The sequence below is a fragment of the Nocardioides massiliensis genome, from assembly GCF_030811215.1.
Classification (GTDB): domain Bacteria; phylum Actinomycetota; class Actinomycetes; order Propionibacteriales; family Nocardioidaceae; genus Nocardioides_A; species Nocardioides_A massiliensis.
Window position 1 is genome coordinate 446,305 of sequence record NZ_JAUSQM010000001.1, and the last position, 16,822, is coordinate 463,126.

Sequence of the window (16,822 nt, forward strand, 5' to 3'; positions counted from 1 at the left end):
GCTGTGCTGCGTAGTCTGACGCCCATGTCCGCCGTACCCCAGTCGTCCCCCACCGGCCCCACCTCGAGCGCATCCGCCGGTCCCGGTCCCCGGGTCGCCGTCGTCACCGGAGCGTCCAGCGGCATCGGCGAGGCCGCGGCCCGTGCGCTGGCCGGGGATGGGTGGCACGTGGTCGTCACCGCGCGGCGGGTCGAGCGGCTCGAGGCCCTCGCCGCGGAGATCGAGGGTACGGCGGTGGCCTGCGACGTCACCGACCGCGAGCAGGTCGCGGCCCTGGCGCGCGCCGTCTCCGAGCTGCCCGGCGAGCTGGGCCTGCTGGTCAACAACGCCGGCGGCGCCGTCGGTGACGACCCGATCGAGCACGCCGACCCCGACGACTGGCGGTGGATGTATGAGATCAACGTGATCGGTCTGCTGCAGGTGACCCAGGCGCTGCTGCCGGCGCTGCGGGCGAGTGGCGACGGGCTCGTGGTCAACGTCGGGTCGACGGCCGGCCGGATCGCCTACGAGGGGGGCGCGGGCTACACCGCCGCCAAGCACGGCACGCAGGTCGTCACCGAGACCCTGCGCCTGGAGCTGTGCGGCGAGCCGATCCGCGTCACCGAGATCGCTCCCGGCATGGTGAAGACCCCGGAGTTCTCGATGGTGCGCTTCGCCGGCGACCAGGAGAAGTACGACGCGATCTACCGTGGTGTGCGCGAGCCGCTCGTCGCTGAGGACGTGGCCGAGTGCGTTCGCTGGGTGGCGGCGCTGCCCCACCACGTCAACATCGACGAGCTGGTGGTGCGCCCGCGCGCCCAGGCCGCCCAGCACAAGGTGCACCGCGAGGAGTGACGCCGCGTCGCCGCCTGTCCGGCGTCAGCGGGTGGAGGTCGCCGGGCTTCCCGACCTGACGACGATGTGGGGACGCACCAACCGCAGCACGGCGACGCCGGCGAGCCACACCGCGGCGATCACGGCCGCCACCGCGACGACGGTGGACTCGGGGTCACCGGTGAGCCGGCCGTAGGCGATCCACGCCGCGCCCCACGCGGTGGCGGCGGCGACGCCGGCCCCGCCGGGCTGCACCATCGCCACCAGGGTGGACAGGAAGGTCGCGACCACCAGCAGCACGAGCGCGTAGGCGACCGTCACCTCGGTGATCTCGGCGTCGACGAACGCCGCCGTGTTGGCGGCCGTGGCCGCGATGACCCAGCCGGCGTACAACGCCAGGGGGAGGTCGTGCCACCACTTCTGCGCGCCGCGCGGCTGCTCGGCCGACAGCAGCAACGCGATCCGGATGAGCACGGCGGCGAGCGCCGCGATCACCGCGACCGTCAACCACAGCACCCCGGCCTGCACGACCAGGATCCACGCCGGGTTGAGCAGCAGCGCCAGGATCGTCCAGCCGGCGACACGGTTGAGCCGGTCGTCGTCGCGGTTGCGCGGAAGCGCCTGCACGATCGCGAGCACGATCAACGCGCCGTAGATCAGCGACCAGATGCTGAAGGCCGGTCCGGCGGGTGCCAGCAGGGTGGCGTCGTCCGACAGTGCACCCCCGGAAGCCTCGGCGATCGGGGTCCCGCCGAACGCGCCCGAGCCGATCGTCGAGACGACGACGGCGAGGATCGCGGACAGCAGGACGAGGATCTGGCGGACGCGGGGAGACATGGCCCGGCTCCTACCCGAGTGTGTCGGAGCCAATCCCTGCGACGGCGGCGGTGAGCACCTCGCCGGCCCGGCCGCGGACCACCAGGTGGGCGAGCCCATCGAGATCCGTGGGCTCGTCGTTGACGATGACGACCTGGGCGCCGTGCTGACGCGCTTCACCGGGTAGGGCGGCGGCCGGGTAGACCTGCAGCGAGCTGCCCACGACCAGGAGCAGGTCGCACGCGGCGACCTCGGCCTGGGCACGGCGTACGGCGTCGAGCGGCATCTGCTGGCCGAAGGAGATCGTCGCGGACTTCACCAGCCCACCGCAGTCTGGACAACGGGGGTCCTCGACACCGGCGTCGATCTGCTCGAGGGCCCAGGTGTGGGGCGCGGTGAACCCGCAGCCGTCCGGTGCACCGTCGACCGGCAGGGCACCGATGCAGGTGATCTCGCGGGCTGTGCCGTGGATCTCGATGACGTGGCGGGAGCCGGCCTCCTGGTGCAGGCCGTCGATGTTCTGGGTGACGACGCCTGCGAGCCGTCCGGCGACCTCGAGCTCGACCAGCGCCTGGTGTGCGGCGTTCGGGCGCGCATGGGTTGCGAAGAACGCTCGCCGCATCGCCCACGAGTTCGCCCGGACCTCCGGGTCGGCGACGTACCGGTCGAAGGTGAAGTCACGGGGGTCGTAGCGGGTCCAGATGCCGCCCGGGCTGCGGAAGTCGGGGATGCCGGACTCGGTGCTGATGCCCGCGCCGGTGAACGCGACGACACGCTCCGCCCCGGCGAGCATCCGGCTCAACGACTGGACGGAGGGACTCGGCGAGCCCTCGGGAAGGCCACTCACGCTCACGAGCCTGTCACGTTCGCGACCTCACCGCCCAGTCGCTTGCCGAACAGCGGCGGGAGGTAGCGCAGCATGAGTGCCGACCAGGTGACGTGGGTGATGACCGGCGCCTGGATGCCGCCGGTGGCGCGCCGCTGCAGGCCGAACAGGGTGCTCATGACCGCCCCCGCCAGCATCAGCGACGGGTTGCGCGTGGCCGCGGTGACGAGCGTGTAGGTCGCGGTGGACTGGACGACCGGGTACGTCGGCGCCGCCGCCTCATAGAGCGCCCCACGGAAGAAGACCTCCTCGGCGAGGCCGTTGACCAGGGTCGTGGCCAGGACCGCGGGAGGCCGCCCCGCGTCGGCGAAGGACAGCACCGAGCTGATGGCGTCGCGCAGGAACGGGATGCGGCGCGAGACGAGGGCGCAGGCGTAGAACGCACCGAACGCGGCGACGCCGGTGGCGACCGGGGTGACCACCGGCCGCACGAGCTTGTCGGAGCGCAGCTGGATGTAGCCCAGGTGCAGCGGGCCGGAGGCGAGCGCCCCACCGACCCAGGTGGCCGCCGTCGCGGCGGTAAGGCCGTAGAACGCCTTGGAGTCCGGCTCGCTCTGCAGCGAGGCGCCGAGCAGCGTCGTGCCGACCAGCGTGGTGCCGGCGACCACCTGGCGGCGTCGCCGGACGACCTCCGGCATCTCCTCGTAGTCGGCGACGGCACGGTGCGCGAGCCCCCGTGGGAGCTGGTGACGGACGCGGCGCGCCCAGCGCCGGACCAAGCTGGGCCGGCTCATCGCGCCTGTCCGTCCTGCGCGGCCACCCGCTCGGCGAGCGCCAGCCGTACCGCCTCGGCGTAGGTCATCGGCTCGAACTCGACGACGGAGCGGATCGCGTCGTCGCGGACGACGACCTCGTTGGTCATCGAGCTGACCAGGGACCTCCCGGTCTGGGCGTCGACCGAGGTGACCAGGCCCAGCCACCACCCCGACACCCCCGGGCTCAGGAACGGCACCGGCAGCACCGGCAGGCGCTTGCCCTGGATCTCGGCCAACCGCTCGATCATCGTGCGGTAGCGCAGCACCTCGGGGCCGCCGATCTCGTAGACCCGGCCTTCCGCATCGGGGTGTCCGAGCACCCCGGCCAGGTAGCGGATGACGTCGGCCAACGCGATCGGCTGCGTCCGCGTGTTGACCCAGCGCGGCGTGATCATCGCGGGCAGGTTCTTCACGAGCTCGCGGGTCATCTCCCAGGAGATGCCGCCGTGGCCCACGATGATCCCGGCACGCAGCACGGTCACGGGCACTCCGGTCGAGGCGAGGTTGCGCTCGACCTCGCGCCTGCTGCGCAGGTGGGCCGACAGGTCGTCGTCGTCGTCACCGAGACCGCCGAGATAGACGACCTGCTGCAGGCCGGCCGACGACGCGGCGTGGGCAAAGCCCTTCGACGCGTCGCGGTCGAGACGCTCGAAGTCGGCACGGTCGAGGGAGTGGACGAGGTAGTAGGCGGCGTCGCACCCCGCCAGCGCCTCGGGCAGCGTGTTGGGATCGTGGACGTCACCGAAACGCGCGGTCCCCGGACCGTTGTAGGTGTCGGGGTGACGGGTCATCGCGATCACCTCGTGACCCGCCTCCTCGAGCGCAGGGCACAGCCGTTGACCGACGAAGCCCGTGGCTCCGGTGACGAGGACGCGCATGTCTCCCAGGGTGGGCAACGAGCCCCGTGCCCAAACGTTGAGCGGCCACCGGCGGGCCCCCTCGAGGGCCGTCCTCGCGGTTTGCCGCTCGTGGGACGATGAGGACATGGCGTACGACGGCAGCACCTCTGGTCCGACGCGCAGTCCGCTGCTGGGTCTGCCCGGCGCGGTCGCCGGGGACGGCATCGACGCACCGGTGGCGGCGCACTACGGCTCCTTCACCACCGAGCAGCGCACCCTCGTCGCGCGCGAGGGGTTCGTCGATCTCTCCCACCGCGGCGTGGTGCGCATCAGCGGACCGGACCGGCTGACCTGGCTGCACTCGCTCACCAGCCAGCACCTCACCGATCTGCAGCCCGGACGGCCCACGGCGACGCTGATCCTGTCCCCGCAGGGCCACGTCGAGCACGCGATCTACGGCGTCGACGACGGCGAGTCGTTCACCGCCCACGTCGAGCCCGGACGCGTCGGCGACCTCATCGCCTGGCTGGAGCGGATGGTCTTCATGAGCCGCGTTGAGATCGCCGACCTGAGCGGCGAGCTCGCCGTCGCCTGGCGCCCCGCGAAGGTGAGCGAGGAGCCCTACTCCGGCTACGACTTCGTGCCGCGCGCGGAGCTCGAGGCGTACGCCGCTGCGGCCGGCCCCGCCTGTGGGCTGTGGGCGTTCGAGGCGCTGCGCATCGAGCGCGGCGAGGCACGCCTTGGCCTCGACACCGACGAGCGCACGATCCCCAACGAGGCGGGCTGGATCGGCTCCGCCGTACACCTGGACAAGGGGTGCTACCGCGGCCAGGAGACCGTCGCGCGCGTGCACACCCTCGGCCGTCCGCCGCGGCGGCTCACGCTGCTGCACCTCGACGGGTCCGACCCGATGCTGCCGCCGCTGGGCGCCGAGATCCGGGTCAGCGACGCCGGACCCGACTCCCGCGTCGTCGGCACCATCGGCACCAGCTCGCGCCACCACGAGCTCGGGCCCATCGGCCTGGCGCTGCTCAAGCGCAACGTGCCGGTCGACGCCGAGCTCGAGATCGCCGGGCCGCAGGGTGCGATCCCCGCCACCCAGGAGGTCGTCGTCGACCCCGAGGTGGGGATGCACGTGCGGCCGCGTCTGCGCTGACGCCGGACCGGGCCGACGAGCGGCTACCGCAGGCCGGCGCGCACCAGCGCGGACGCGATGGTCGTGACCGCGTCGTCGATCAGCGTGGCGACGAGCGCGTGCGTCTGCTCCGATCGCCCGATGGGGTCGGGGATGTCGGGGTCCTCGAGGACCACGCTGCCGCGCTGCGCGGCCGCCTGCGCGACCAGCTCGCGCGGGTCGGCGTACGGCGATCCCTCGGCCGCGACCAGCCGCTCGCAGTGCGCGGCGAACTCCCGCAGGGTGAAGGTACGCCGTAGGGCGCCCGGCACCTCCTCCAGCACCCGCGACCGCAGGTCCCGGGTCGCCGTCAGCACCAGGGCGGCGGGCTGGACCAACGCCGGGGTCAGCTGGCGAGCGGCGAAGGTGTCGTGAGCGACGCCGCGGGCGTCGAGCTCGGCGGCCGAGGAGGGGTCGACGGATCGCCCGACCAGAGCGCGCGCCCCCGCGCTGCTGACCTCCGGCTCGACCCCGCGCTCGCGCAGCCGGGCGGCGAGCAGGAGCTCGGCCTGGGGCGAGCGACAGACGTTGCCGAGGCAGACGGTCAGGACGGGGAAGGACACGCAGGCGAGGCTAGCGCCGCGGCTGGCCCGGCGGGGACGACTCGTCGATTCGGAGCCTGGGTGCTCGGGCCCGTAGAATCACTCGGCTCGTGTTTGCGGGCCGGCCCCGATCGAAAGACGCGCATGCCCTCGAACCGCACCGTCCGCTCCGACCTCCGCAACGTCGCGATCGTCGCCCACGTCGACCACGGCAAGACGACGCTCGTCGACGCGATGCTGCACCACGCCGGGGCGTTCAGCGCCCACGAGGCGGAGGGTGTGGCCGAACGGGTGATGGACTCCGGCGACCTCGAGCGCGAGAAGGGCATCACGATCCTGGCGAAGAACACCGCGGTGCGCTACACCGGTGCGCATGCGCCCGAGGGCGGGATGACGATCAACATCATCGACACCCCCGGCCACGCCGACTTCGGCGGCGAGGTCGAGCGCGGGTTGTCGATGGTCGACGGCATCGTGCTGCTCGTCGACGCCAGCGAGGGCCCGCTGCCGCAGACGCGCTTCGTGCTGCGCAAGGCGCTGAACGCGCAGATGCCGGTGGTCCTGGTCGTCAACAAGACCGACCGCGCCGACGCCCGCATCAGCGAGGTCGTCGACGAGGCCTACGAGCTGTTCATGGACCTGTTGGATGAGTCCCACGGCCAGGACGCCCTCGACTTCCCGGTGGTCTACGCCTCCGGCAAGGCCGGCCGGGCCTCGGTCGAGCAGCCGGGTGACGGCGAGCTGCCCGACTCCCCGGACCTCGAGCCGCTGTTCAAGACCATCCTCGACACCATCCCCGCGCCGACGTACGCCGAGGGGGCGCCGCTGCAGGCGCACGTCACCAACCTCGACGCCAGCCCCTTCCTGGGCCGGCTCGCGCTCGTGCGCGTCCACGAGGGCACGCTGCGCAAGGGCCAGACCGTCGCGTGGATGAAGCGCGACGGCACGGTCAGCAACGTCCGCATCACCGAGCTGCTCGTCACCCAAGCCCTCGAGCGGGTGCCGGGCGAGTCGGCCGGCCCCGGCGACATCGTCGCCATCGCCGGCATCCCCGACATCATGATCGGTGAGACCCTCGCCGACCCGGAGAACCCGGTCGCGCTGCCGCTCATCACGGTCGACGAGCCGGCGATCTCCATGGTGATCGGCACCAACACCTCGCCGCTCGCCGGGCGCGTCAAGGGTGCCAAGGTCACGGCCCGCCTGGTCAAGGACCGCCTCGACAAGGAGCTCGTCGGCAACGTCTCGCTGCGAATCCTGCCGACCGAGCGTCCCGACGCGTGGGAGGTCCAGGGCCGTGGCGAGCTGGCGCTGGCGATCCTCGTCGAGCAGATGCGTCGCGAGGGCTACGAGCTGACCGTCGGCAAGCCGCAGGTCGTCACGCGTGAGATCGACGGCAAGCGCCACGAGCCCGTGGAGCGGCTGACGATCGACGCCCCGGAGGAGTACCTCGGCGCGATCACCCAGCTGCTCGCCGCCCGCAAGGGCCGCATGGAGCAGATGACCAACCACGGCACCGGTTGGGTGCGCATGGAGTTCCTGGTCCCGGCGCGCGGCCTGATCGGCTTCCGCACGCAGTTCCTCACCGAGACACGCGGCACCGGCATCGCGCACCACGTGTTCGAGAAGTACGAGCCGTGGGCCGGCGAGATCCGCTCGCGCAACAACGGGTCGCTGGTTGCCGACCGCGCGGGTGCCGCCACGGCGTACGCCATGACGAACCTGCAGGAGCGCGGGACGATGTTCGTCGAGCCCACGACCGAGGTCTACGAGGGCATGATCATCGGCGAGAACTCCCGTGATGACGACATGGACGTCAACATCACCAAGGAGAAGCAGCAGACCAACATCCGCTCCTCGACGTCCGACAACTTCGAGAAGCTCATTCCGCCGCGCAAGCTGAGCCTCGAGCAGTGCCTGGAGTTCTGCCGCGAGGACGAGTGCGTCGAGGTCACCCCCGACGCGGTGCGGATCCGCAAGGTCGTGCTCAACGCCGGCGAGCGCGCGCGCACCGCGGCCCGGGCGCGCCGCGGCAACTGAGCCAACCGCGTCAGCGATGTCGTCTGCTGTCAGCTGGTGGCAGCTGACGACATCGTTGAGCGGCGTACGCCGTCCGGCTCAGCGCGGCAGCTGCCCGTCGTCGACCTTGATGACGGTGCCGGTGACGCAATCCGAGGCGGGGTCACACAGGTAGAGCAGCGTGCTCTCCAGCTGGGAGGCGTCCCCCACGCGCTTGCGCGGGAACGTCTCGGTCAGGTCGCCGACGCGCTCGAACATCGCATCGGTCATCTCGGAGCGGAAGGTGCCTGGGGCGATCGCGTTGACGTTGATGTGGCGCGAGGCCCACTCGACGGCCAGCGCCTCGGTCATCCGGTTGAGCGCGGCCTTCGTGGTGGCATAGAGCGCCGCGCCCGAGCCGGCGGTGTAGAAGCCTGCCATCGACGACACGTTGACGATGCGTCCGGGGGCCTTCGCGGCGAGCAGCCGGCGGGCGACCTCCGTCGCCAGCAACCAGGGGCCGCGGAGGTTGGTGGCGATGACCGTGTCGACGAAGTCGGCGTCCATCTTGTGGGCAAGCTGCGCGTCGGGGACTCCGGCGTTGTTGACCAGGATCGTGACGAGCCCGAGCTCCTCCTGGGCGGTCTCGACGGCTGCGGCGATGGCGTCGGCGTCACGCACGTCGAGGGGTACGGCGATCGCCCGGCCGCCGGCGTCCTCGATCTCGGCGACCAGGGACGCCAGCCGGTCCGTACGCCGACTGCAGGCCGCGACGCTCGCGCCGGCGGCTGCGAGGGTCTTCGCGAAGTGCCGACCCAGGCCGGACGACGCGCCGGTGACCAGCGCGACCTGGCCCGTCAGGTCGGGGGTGGACGCGTTCACCGGTGGTCCTCGCCCAGCACCCGTTGCAACGACTCTGCGTCGCGACCCACCACCGTCGTCCCGTCGTCGGCGGTGATGATCGGTCGCTGGATGAGGACCGGGTGGGCGGCGAGCGCGGCGAGCCAGCGGTCCCGGTCGGCCGGCGTACGCCCGTAGTCGCCAAGACCGATCTCGGCCGCGATGGGCTCACCGCTCCGCGCGATGTCCCAGGGCTCCAGTCCGAGCCGCTCGAGGACGCCCGCGATCTCCGCGGCGCTCGGCGGGTCCTCGAGGTAGCGGCGCTCCGTGTAGGTCACGCCGGCCTCGTCCAGGGCATCCACCGCGGTGCGGCACTTGCTGCAGGCGGGGTTGATCCAGATCTCCATGCCGTCATCATCCTCGAGCCCCGAACGCCGACGACCCCGGCTCGAGGAGCCGGGGTCGTCGTGCTGCGGTCGACGTGGATCAGAAGCGGATCGTGTAGTACGTGTCGGAGAACGACTTCACGAAGTGCTTGTTCTTCGCCACGACGGCGCGGAAGTAGGTCCGCTTGCCGTTGCGCGCGGGCAGCTTGATCGAGAACCGGCTCTTCGCGTTCGTCCGGATCTTGGTGAAGGGCTTCCACTTGCAGCCCTTGTCGCAGTTCTTGCGCTGGATGTGGACGACCTTGCGCGCGTGCTTGGGCACGATCCGCCCGGAGAGGATCAGCCGGTTGCGGTTGATCTTCGTGGCGAACTTGCGCATCACCTGAAGCTTCTGGGTGCCCGCCGAGGGCGCGAAGGTGGCGGGAGTGCCGCCGATGGTGGCGCTCCCACCGGTGATCCGCACGCGGTAGAGGGCGTTGCGCACCACGTTGTGCTGCTTGCCGTAGATGGGGCCGCGCGTGGTGCCCGAGTCGATCGTCGTGTAACCCTTCTGACCGGCCAGTCGGCGCTCGACGACGTAGTCGGCTGCGAACGGCAACGGCTCCCAGTCTCCGGTGGTCGGATTCTTCGCCTCGAACCGCGCCTGAAGGCTCAGCTTCTGACCGCGGATCGAGGTGGGCTTCTTGTAGGCCTCGAGATAGCGCGAGAAGCCCGTCTCGGCGACTCGTGTCTCGATCACCGTCGGCGCCGGGCCCTCGGCAGCCGCGCTGCTCGCGGTGACGACCGGCAAGCCGAGCAGACCGATGGTGACGGCGCCGGCGAAGAACTTGGTGATACGCACTGTGCATTCCCCCGTTTCTTGGTACTGACTGGTTGCGGCAGCGTACCCCGTGCGCATCCGCGGGCTCGCCAGCCCGGTGCGCTCGACTTCACGCATCGGCGAGACCCTCCTACAGTGGACCCTGATGTTTCGACAGACGGGGGTCTTTCGCATGACCGGACGCAGGCACGGACGAGTCCGAGGTGCCGTTCTGACCGGCGCGGTGTCGCTGGCACTGCTCACCGCCTGCTCTTCCGCAGAGGAGCCGGCGCCGTCGGCCGAGCCCACCGCCGCACCCTCGACCGTCGAGGTCCCGAACGCCGAGGTGCTGGCCGAGGCACCGAGCCGGCCGGCCGACGAGCGCAGCCCGGCAGGTGCGATCCGGTTCGCGACGTACGTCGTCGAGACCGTGATGCACGCTGCCGCCCAGAACGGTCACGAGGCGATCCGCGCGCTCGATGTCGCTGGCGACTGCACGACCTGCCAGCAGCTGGCACAGGCCCTCGAGGAGGCCGAGGACGCAGGAGAACGCCAGACCTTCGCCGAGCCGCCTCGGGTCTTCGACGTCCAGGTCGCCGAGCGCGGCCGCGGGGAGGGCACCTGGATCGTCATCGCGCCCTTCGAGCGCCCCGCGATCACGGAGTACGACGCCTCGGGCGAGCCCGTCGAGGAGTACCCCGCCACCCCGCGCGTGATGGAGATGGGGATCAAGTGGGTCGACGGAGCATGGCAGCTGTTCAACTACCGCTACGCCGAGGACGGCGAGGAGGGATGAGGGGCACGCCGGCGACACCCGCGCGCTCCACCCGCCTGCGGCAGCGACGCGCACTCCTCGCCCCGGCGCTCGCACTCGGCATCCTCTGGCTGACGGCCTCACCCGGCAGCGCAGACCCGAACGCCGACATCGGCGACAACGAGGTCGTCATCCGCGACGAGGACAAGGGCGGCCAGCACGGTGGCCGCCCCACGCCGCCGAACGACAACGTGTCCGACCCCGGAAGCAACCAGCCCCCGCAGCCGTGGACCCAGGAGGTCTACGTGGTCGCCTGCCCGGTCAACGGTCCGAGCAACCCCACCGACGCCTTGTGCACGGGAGCGGTCAACACCTGCCCCGGCGACGAGCACCGCATCCGCTACCGCGTCTATACGCGCCTGATGAGTCCGTCGGGCGAGCCGATGTCGTCGTGGACCTTCGACCGCATGGTGTGCCGCGGCGCCGACGAGGTCGAGCCCGGGGTGCAGGAGCCCGTGGTGACGGAGGAGGACGTCGTCGACGTCGCCCGCACCGCCGCGCCACCCCCGGTCATCGGTTCGGACCCGGGGACGCGGACCTACGTCAACGTGCCGACCAACTTCTTCGCCGACACCGGCGAGCAGACCGTGACCCTGACGGTGCTGGGTCAGGCCATCGCGGTGGCGTTCACGCCGACCGCGGTCTCGTGGGACTTCGGCGACGGACAAACGGGGACCGGCCTCGGCCTTGCCGGTGCGGCAGTGGGTCATCCCGACGCGGTCGAGCACGCCTACCGGCGCGGCGGCAGCGTCGACGTGACTGCCACCGTCACCTACAGCGTGACCTTCACGCTGCCGGGTGGCTCACCGACCACGATCCCCGGGCAGGTGACCGCGACGAGCCAGCCCTTGCCGCTGCGCGTCAGCGAGATCCAGTCGACGGTCGATCACGTCGGCTGACCCTGACCCGGTGCGGGACCGGCGCCGGACCGGGAGCGGACCGACGCTGGCTGCGGCGTACGATCCGCGCGTGCCAGAAACGCGACGTGGTCTGCTGTTCGGCGTCGCGGCCTACGCGATGTGGGGCTTCTTCCCGCTCTATTGGCGCCTGCTCGAGGAGACCGGCGCGCTGGAGCTGCTCGCAGCCCGGGTGACGTTCTCCCTGCTCGTGATGGTCGTGCTGGTGCTGGGCCTGCGGAAGCTGGAGAGGTTCCGCGCCCTGGTCCGCGACCGACGCCTGCGGCGACTCCTCACGCTCGCCGCTGTGCTGATCTCCGTCAACTGGTTCGTGTTCATCTGGGGAGTCAACAACGGACGCGTCCTCGAGATCTCGCTGGGCTACTTCATCACCCCCTTGGTGAGTGTCCTGCTCGGGGTCGTGGTGCTCCGCGAGCGGCTGCGCCGGACCCAGTGGGCAGCGACCGGACTGGCCGTCCTGGCCGTCGTGGTGCTGGCGATCGACTACGGGCGCCTGCCGTGGGTCGGGGTGGCGCTCGCGCTCTCGTTCGGCTTCTACGGTCTGCTGAAGAAGCAGGCAAATGTGGGTGCGGTCGAGAGCCTGGCCTACGAGACGCTGGTGATCCTGCCGGTCGCCGTGACGTACTTGATCTGGTTGGGCGCGATCGGTGAGGCGTCGTACCTCGACATGGGACCGGGCACGATGTTGCTCCTGGTCGGCAGCGGCCTGCTGACCGCCCTGCCGCTGCTCTGCTTCGGCGGCGCCGCGACGCGCGTGACCCTGACGACGATGGGGTTGCTGCAGTACATCGCGCCGACCCTGCAGTTCCTCATCGGCGTGCTGGTCTTCTCCGAGGCGCTGCCGCTGTCACGCCTCGCTGGCTTCGTGCTCGTCTGGACCGCGCTCGTGGTCTTCACCGTCGACGCCTGGCGCAATCACCGCCGCCAGCTGCGCCTCGGTGCCCTCGCTTCGTCGGCGGCCTGAGTACGGCGTACGCCGCCGGCAGTGTGGCCCGTGTGACTACGCCGTGCGGGTGGCGACGACCTCGGCGAAGTCGTGGAGGGCCTGGCGGGCGGGGCCTTCGGGGAGTACGCCGAGGAGGTCCTGCGCCTCGCGGGCGAGGCGGATGACGTAGTCGCGGGCCTCGCCGATGGCGGGGTGGGCGCGGAGCAGGGCGAGGGTCTCGGCGTGGCGGGCGTCGTCGCTGAGGTCGCCGGCGAGCAGCTCCTTGAGCCGGTCGTCCTCCGGGCCACCGGAGCGGCGGGCGAGCAGGACGGGCAGCGTCGCGACGCCCTCGCGCAGGTCGGTGCCGGGGGTCTTGCCGGACTCGTCGGACTCACTCATGACGTCGAGGATGTCGTCGGAGAGCTGGAAGGCGACGCCGACCTTCTCGCCGTACGCCGTCAGCGCCTCGACGACCTCCTCCGACGCGCCGGCGAACCGGGCGCCATACAGCGCGGACGTCGCGATCAAGGAGCCGGTCTTGCCAGCGACGACCCGCAGGTAGTGCTCCAGCGGGTCGCCGTCGCGGGGCCCGAGGGTCTCGAGGATCTGACCCTCGACGAGGCGGTTGAACGTCTGCGCCTGAATGCGGACGGCGTCGGCGCCGAGGTCGGCGGTGAGCTCGGAGGACTTACCGAACAACCAGTCGCCGGTGAGGATCGCGACCAGGTTGTCCCAACGGGCGTTGGCCGAGGCCGCACCGCGGCGCAGCTCGGCCTCGTCCATGACGTCGTCGTGGTAGAGCGAGGCCAGGTGGGTCAGCTCGACCACGCAGGCCGCCGTGACGAGGTCGGGGCTGGACGGGTCGCCGGTCTCCGCCGCGAGCAGCACCAGCAGTGGACGGAACCGCTTCCCCCCGGCCTGCAGCAGGTGCTGCGCGGCCTCGGTGACGAACGGCGCCTCGCTGACGACGTGCTGCTCGAGTGCCGCCTCGACCTCGGCCAGCCGCTCCCGCAGTCGGGCCGCCAGGGCGCTGTCGACGATCGGCAGCGCAAGGTCGGGCGGGGTCGCGGTCACGTCTGCTTTCACTCCTGGTCGAGCCCGCCCGGCAGGGGGCGCGTGGTCAGCGGATGAACTCGCCGGCGGACGCGGCGAGGTCGAGCACCGGCCCCGGCACGATGCCGAGCGCGACCGTCGCGGCGAAGCCGACGCCGATCACGATAGTCGTGAGCACACTGGGCCTCGCGACGGTGGGTCCGTCACCGATGGGGTCGGCGAAATACATGAGCACGATGACGCGGATGTAGAAGTACGCCGCGACCGCGCTCATGAGGACCGCGCCGATGACCAGCGGCCAGGCGCCGGCCGCGAGCGCGGTGCTGAAGACCGCCCACTTGCCGACGAAGCCGCTGGTCAGCGGGATGCCCGCCATGCCGAGCAGGAAGACCGCGAAGACGCCCGCGAGCAGCGGGGACTCCTTGCCGAGACCCGCCCAGCGGTCGAGCGCTGTCGCCTCGCCACCGCTGTCGCGCACGACCGTGACGACGGCGAACGCGCCGATCGTCATGAAGCCGTAGGTGACGAGGTAGAACAGCACCGCCTCGAGCGACGACAGCTGGCCGGGAGCGAGCGCACCGAGCTGCTGGGCGCCGACGAAGCCGACGAGCAGGAAGCCCGCGTGGGCGATCGAGGAGTAGGCGAGCAGGCGCTTGATGTCGGTCTGCGTCAGCGCGAGCACCGACCCGATCACCATCGTCAGACCGGCGACGACCCAGATCATCGGGGTCCAGTCGACCCGCGCCCCACCGAAGGCGACGTAGAACAGCCGCAGCAACGCGCCGAACGCGGCGACCTTGGTGCACGCCGCCATGAACGCGGTGACGGCCGTGGGCGCGCCCTGGTAGACGTCGGGGGTCCACGCGTGGAACGGCGCCGCGCCGACCTTGAACAGCAGGCCGACCGAGATGAGACCGATGCCGCCGAGCAGCAGCGCGTCGGCGCCGATGCGGCCGGTGACCGCGGCGCTGATCTGCGCGAACTGCATGGAGCCGGCGTAGCCGTAGACGAGCGCGATGCCGTAGACGAAGAAGCCGGAGCTGAACGCACCGAGCATGAAGTACTTCAGCGCGGCCTCCTGCGACAGCAGGCGACGACGACGCGCCAGCCCACACAGCAGGTAGAGCGGCAGCGAGAGCACCTCGAGCGCGACGAACATCGTCAGCAGGTCGTTGGCCGCCGGGAAGAGCATCATGCCGCTGACCGCGAAGAGCATCAGCGGGTAGACCTCGGTGTGCTCCAGGCCCCGGCTGGACGCCTCGCGCTCGGCCTCGGTGCCGGGCAGCGCCGCCGCCTGGCCCGCGAACGCGGTGACGCCGTTCTCCAGGCGCCGCTCGGCGAAGAGCAGCGCCGAGATCAGCGCGAGGACGAGGATCAGGCCCCACAGGAAGACCGAGGGTCCGTCGACCGCGATCGCGCCCTCGACGGCGATAGCGCCCAGCGCCAGCCCCTCGGCGCGCTCGTCGAGGCCGAGACCGACCCAGATGGTGGCGCCGAGGGCAGCGGCGTACGCCGCCAGCGTGAGCACGGTCTGGACGATGTAGCGCAGCCGGCGGGGGGCGAACGCCTCCACGAGCACGCTCACGACCGCCGCACCGAAGACGATCAGCAGCGGCAGGATGAGGCTGTACTCGACGCTCGGCGCCGTGAACTCCGCACCGTTCATCAGTTGTCGCCCTCCTCAGCAGTGGCGTCGTCGACGGCCGTGGCCACCGGTTCGACGCTGGCGCCGTCGACGAAGACCAAGGTGTCCTCGACGGCAGGGTTGATGACGTCCAGCAGCGGCTTCGGGAACAGGCCGAGGCCGAGGATGAGCACCAGGACGGGCGCCAGCGCGACGATCTCGCGCACCTTCAGGTCGCTCATCCCGGCCACCTCGGGCCTGGTCGGCCCGGTCATGGTCCGCTGGTACATCAGCAGGATGTAGAGCGCCGCCCAGATGATGCCGGTGACGGCGATGACCGCGACCCAGATGGCGTACTGCCACGAGCCCACGATCACGAGGAACTCCGACACGAACGGCGACAGGCCGGGCAGGCCGAGCGAGGAGAGTCCGGCGAACAGCAGGATGCCGGCCAGGATCGGGGCCACCTTCTCGACGCCACCGAAGTCGCTGATCTGCGCCGACCCGCGACGCTTGATCAGATAGCCGGTGACGAGGAACAGCGCGGCCGTGGAGAGCCCGTGGTTGAACATGTAGAGCGTCGCACCGGAGCCGCCGTAGCTGTTCATCACGAAGATGCCGAGCACGATGAAGCCGAAGTGCGACACCGAGGTGAACGCGATCAGGCGCGGGATGTTGTCCTGGCCGATCGCCATCAGGGCGCCGTACACGATGCTGATCAGTGCCAGCACCACCACGACCGGGGTGGCCCACTCCGACGCCTCGGGGAAGAGGGTCAGGCAGAACCGGATCATGCCGAACGTGCCGATCTTGTCCAGGATGCTGACCAGCAGCACCGAGGTGCCGGGCGTGCCCTGGGCGGCCGCGTCGGGCAACCACGTGTGGACCGGGAACATCGGCGCCTTGATCGCGAACGCGATGAAGAAGCCGAGGAACAGCCAGCGCCCCACGTCGGTGGCGATGTCGACCTGCTGCAGCTCCGACAGCAGGTACGTCGGGCCGAAGCTCGAGTCGGCGGAGACGACGTAGAGCCCGACCACCGAGGCGAGCATGATCAGCCCGCCGGCCAGCGAGTAGATCAGGAACTTGAGCGCGGCCTTGGCGCGCTCGGGTCCGCCGAAGCCACCGATCAGGAAGTAGATCGGGATCAGCGTCGCCTCGAAGAGGACGTAGAAGAGGAACACGTCGGTGGCGGCGAAGACGCCGATCGCCAACCCCTCGAGTGCGAGCACCCAGGCGAAGAACGAGTGGGTGCTCCAGCGCGGCGAGCGGCCGGGCGCGACGGCGGCATCGACCGGGTCGGCGTCGTTCCACGACGCCAGGATGACCACCGGGGCGAGGATCACGGTCATCAGGACCAGCGCCAGGCCGATCCCGTCGAGCCCCAGGGCGAAGTGCGCGCCGAAGGCGGAGATCCAGTCGACCTCGACGGTGAACTGGTAGCCCCCGCCCGGCTCGAAGGAGAACGCCAGGACCGCGCCCAGGACCAGGGTCACCAGGCTCACGCCGAGCGCGACCTGCTTGGCGAGGTTCCCGTCGATGCGGCGTGGCAGCACGGCCAGCACGGCCGCACCCACCAGCGGGACCGCCATCAAGACGGTCAGCCAGGTGCCGTTCACCAGAGTTCTCCAATCCGACGAG

The 16,822-nt window shown here is 71.1% G+C and carries 17 protein-coding genes; 6 read left to right on the top strand and 11 right to left on the bottom strand.

The features are described 5' to 3' along the window. The first annotated feature begins 24 nt into the window (after positions 1-24). Complete coding sequence (locus J2S59_RS02405) at positions 25-834, top strand: SDR family oxidoreductase (RefSeq protein WP_306824773.1); 810 nt, start codon at positions 25-27, stop codon at positions 832-834. A gap of 24 nt (positions 835-858) precedes the next feature. Here J2S59_RS02405 and J2S59_RS02410 read toward each other — a convergent pair whose 3' ends face one another. From J2S59_RS02410 to J2S59_RS02425, 4 genes are read right to left on the bottom strand one after another with little or no spacing between them, the layout of a single operon-like run. Then, a complete protein-coding gene (locus J2S59_RS02410) occupies positions 859-1,650 on the bottom strand; it encodes a TspO-related membrane protein (protein WP_068119979.1) in 792 nt (263 codons plus the stop codon). A gap of 10 nt (positions 1,651-1,660) precedes the next feature. Further along, positions 1,661-2,476: an SIR2 family NAD-dependent protein deacylase gene (locus tag J2S59_RS02415; RefSeq protein WP_246360251.1), complete on the bottom strand. Its 816-nt coding sequence runs from the start codon at positions 2,474-2,476 to the stop codon at positions 1,661-1,663. Between the two features lie 2 nt (positions 2,477-2,478). Next, positions 2,479-3,249, bottom strand: coding sequence for a CPBP family intramembrane glutamic endopeptidase (locus J2S59_RS02420; RefSeq protein WP_220138401.1), 771 nt, complete (start codon positions 3,247-3,249; stop codon positions 2,479-2,481). Next, the gene (locus J2S59_RS02425; protein WP_068119976.1) at positions 3,246-4,148 is read right to left on the bottom strand and encodes an NAD(P)H-binding protein; all 903 of its coding nucleotides are present in this window, start codon (positions 4,146-4,148) and stop codon (positions 3,246-3,248) included. Before J2S59_RS02425 ends, J2S59_RS02420 begins: the two co-directional genes overlap by 4 nt. Positions 4,149-4,254: 106 nt before the next feature. Here J2S59_RS02425 and ygfZ point away from each other — a divergent pair, with 106 nt between their 5' ends. Beyond that, entirely contained in the window at positions 4,255-5,265 is a 1,011-nt protein-coding gene (gene ygfZ / locus J2S59_RS02430) for a CAF17-like 4Fe-4S cluster assembly/insertion protein YgfZ (RefSeq protein ID WP_068119973.1), read from the top strand. 23 nt (positions 5,266-5,288) lie between these two features. On the opposite strand, the gene J2S59_RS02435 is transcribed toward ygfZ, so the two are convergent. Then, positions 5,289-5,846, bottom strand: a complete 558-nt coding sequence (locus J2S59_RS02435; protein ID WP_068119971.1) for an arsenate reductase/protein-tyrosine-phosphatase family protein — start codon at positions 5,844-5,846, stop codon at positions 5,289-5,291. 123 nt (positions 5,847-5,969) lie between these two features. Between J2S59_RS02435 and typA the strand changes: the two genes are divergently transcribed. Continuing rightward, positions 5,970-7,865: a translational GTPase TypA gene (typA, locus tag J2S59_RS02440; RefSeq protein WP_068119969.1), complete on the top strand. Its 1,896-nt coding sequence runs from the start codon at positions 5,970-5,972 to the stop codon at positions 7,863-7,865. Between the two features lie 78 nt (positions 7,866-7,943). Here typA and J2S59_RS02445 read toward each other — a convergent pair whose 3' ends face one another. From J2S59_RS02445 to J2S59_RS02455, 3 genes are all read right to left on the bottom strand, one after another. After that, the gene (locus tag J2S59_RS02445) at positions 7,944-8,705 is read right to left on the bottom strand and encodes an SDR family NAD(P)-dependent oxidoreductase (protein WP_068119967.1); all 762 of its coding nucleotides are present in this window, start codon (positions 8,703-8,705) and stop codon (positions 7,944-7,946) included. Further along, entirely contained in the window at positions 8,702-9,070 is a 369-nt protein-coding gene (locus J2S59_RS02450) for an ArsC/Spx/MgsR family protein (protein ID WP_068119965.1), read from the bottom strand. Before J2S59_RS02450 ends, J2S59_RS02445 begins: the two co-directional genes overlap by 4 nt. A 79-nt stretch (positions 9,071-9,149) precedes the next feature. Then, on the bottom strand, positions 9,150-9,890 hold the full coding sequence (locus J2S59_RS02455; RefSeq protein ID WP_068119962.1) for a hypothetical protein: 741 nt from the start codon (positions 9,888-9,890) through the stop codon (positions 9,150-9,152). 151 nt (positions 9,891-10,041) lie between these two features. Between J2S59_RS02455 and J2S59_RS02460 the strand changes: the two genes are divergently transcribed. The 3 genes from J2S59_RS02460 to rarD all read left to right on the top strand — a co-directional run bounded on the left by J2S59_RS02460 (position 10,042) and on the right by rarD (position 12,543). After that, a complete protein-coding gene (locus J2S59_RS02460) occupies positions 10,042-10,644 on the top strand; it encodes a hypothetical protein (protein WP_306824774.1) in 603 nt (200 codons plus the stop codon). Next, positions 10,641-11,561, top strand: coding sequence for a hypothetical protein (locus J2S59_RS02465; protein ID WP_306824775.1), 921 nt, complete (start codon positions 10,641-10,643; stop codon positions 11,559-11,561). The genes J2S59_RS02460 and J2S59_RS02465 overlap by 4 nt, the downstream gene beginning before the upstream one ends. Positions 11,562-11,631: 70 nt before the next feature. Further along, entirely contained in the window at positions 11,632-12,543 is a 912-nt protein-coding gene (gene rarD / locus J2S59_RS02470) for an EamA family transporter RarD (protein WP_181641425.1), read from the top strand. Between the two features lie 36 nt (positions 12,544-12,579). Here the strand turns inward: rarD and J2S59_RS02475 are convergent, their stop codons facing one another. The 3 genes from J2S59_RS02475 to J2S59_RS02485 are packed head-to-tail and all read right to left on the bottom strand — an operon-like array spanning position 12,580 to position 16,800. After that, positions 12,580-13,578, bottom strand: coding sequence for a polyprenyl synthetase family protein (locus tag J2S59_RS02475; protein ID WP_068116516.1), 999 nt, complete (start codon positions 13,576-13,578; stop codon positions 12,580-12,582). 46 nt (positions 13,579-13,624) lie between these two features. Continuing rightward, complete coding sequence (gene nuoN, locus J2S59_RS02480) at positions 13,625-15,223, bottom strand: NADH-quinone oxidoreductase subunit NuoN (protein ID WP_068116518.1); 1,599 nt, start codon at positions 15,221-15,223, stop codon at positions 13,625-13,627. Beyond that, the gene (locus J2S59_RS02485) at positions 15,223-16,800 is read right to left on the bottom strand and encodes an NADH-quinone oxidoreductase subunit M (RefSeq protein ID WP_181641427.1); all 1,578 of its coding nucleotides are present in this window, start codon (positions 16,798-16,800) and stop codon (positions 15,223-15,225) included. Before J2S59_RS02485 ends, nuoN begins: the two co-directional genes overlap by 1 nt. Positions 16,801-16,822 lie beyond the last annotated feature (22 nt).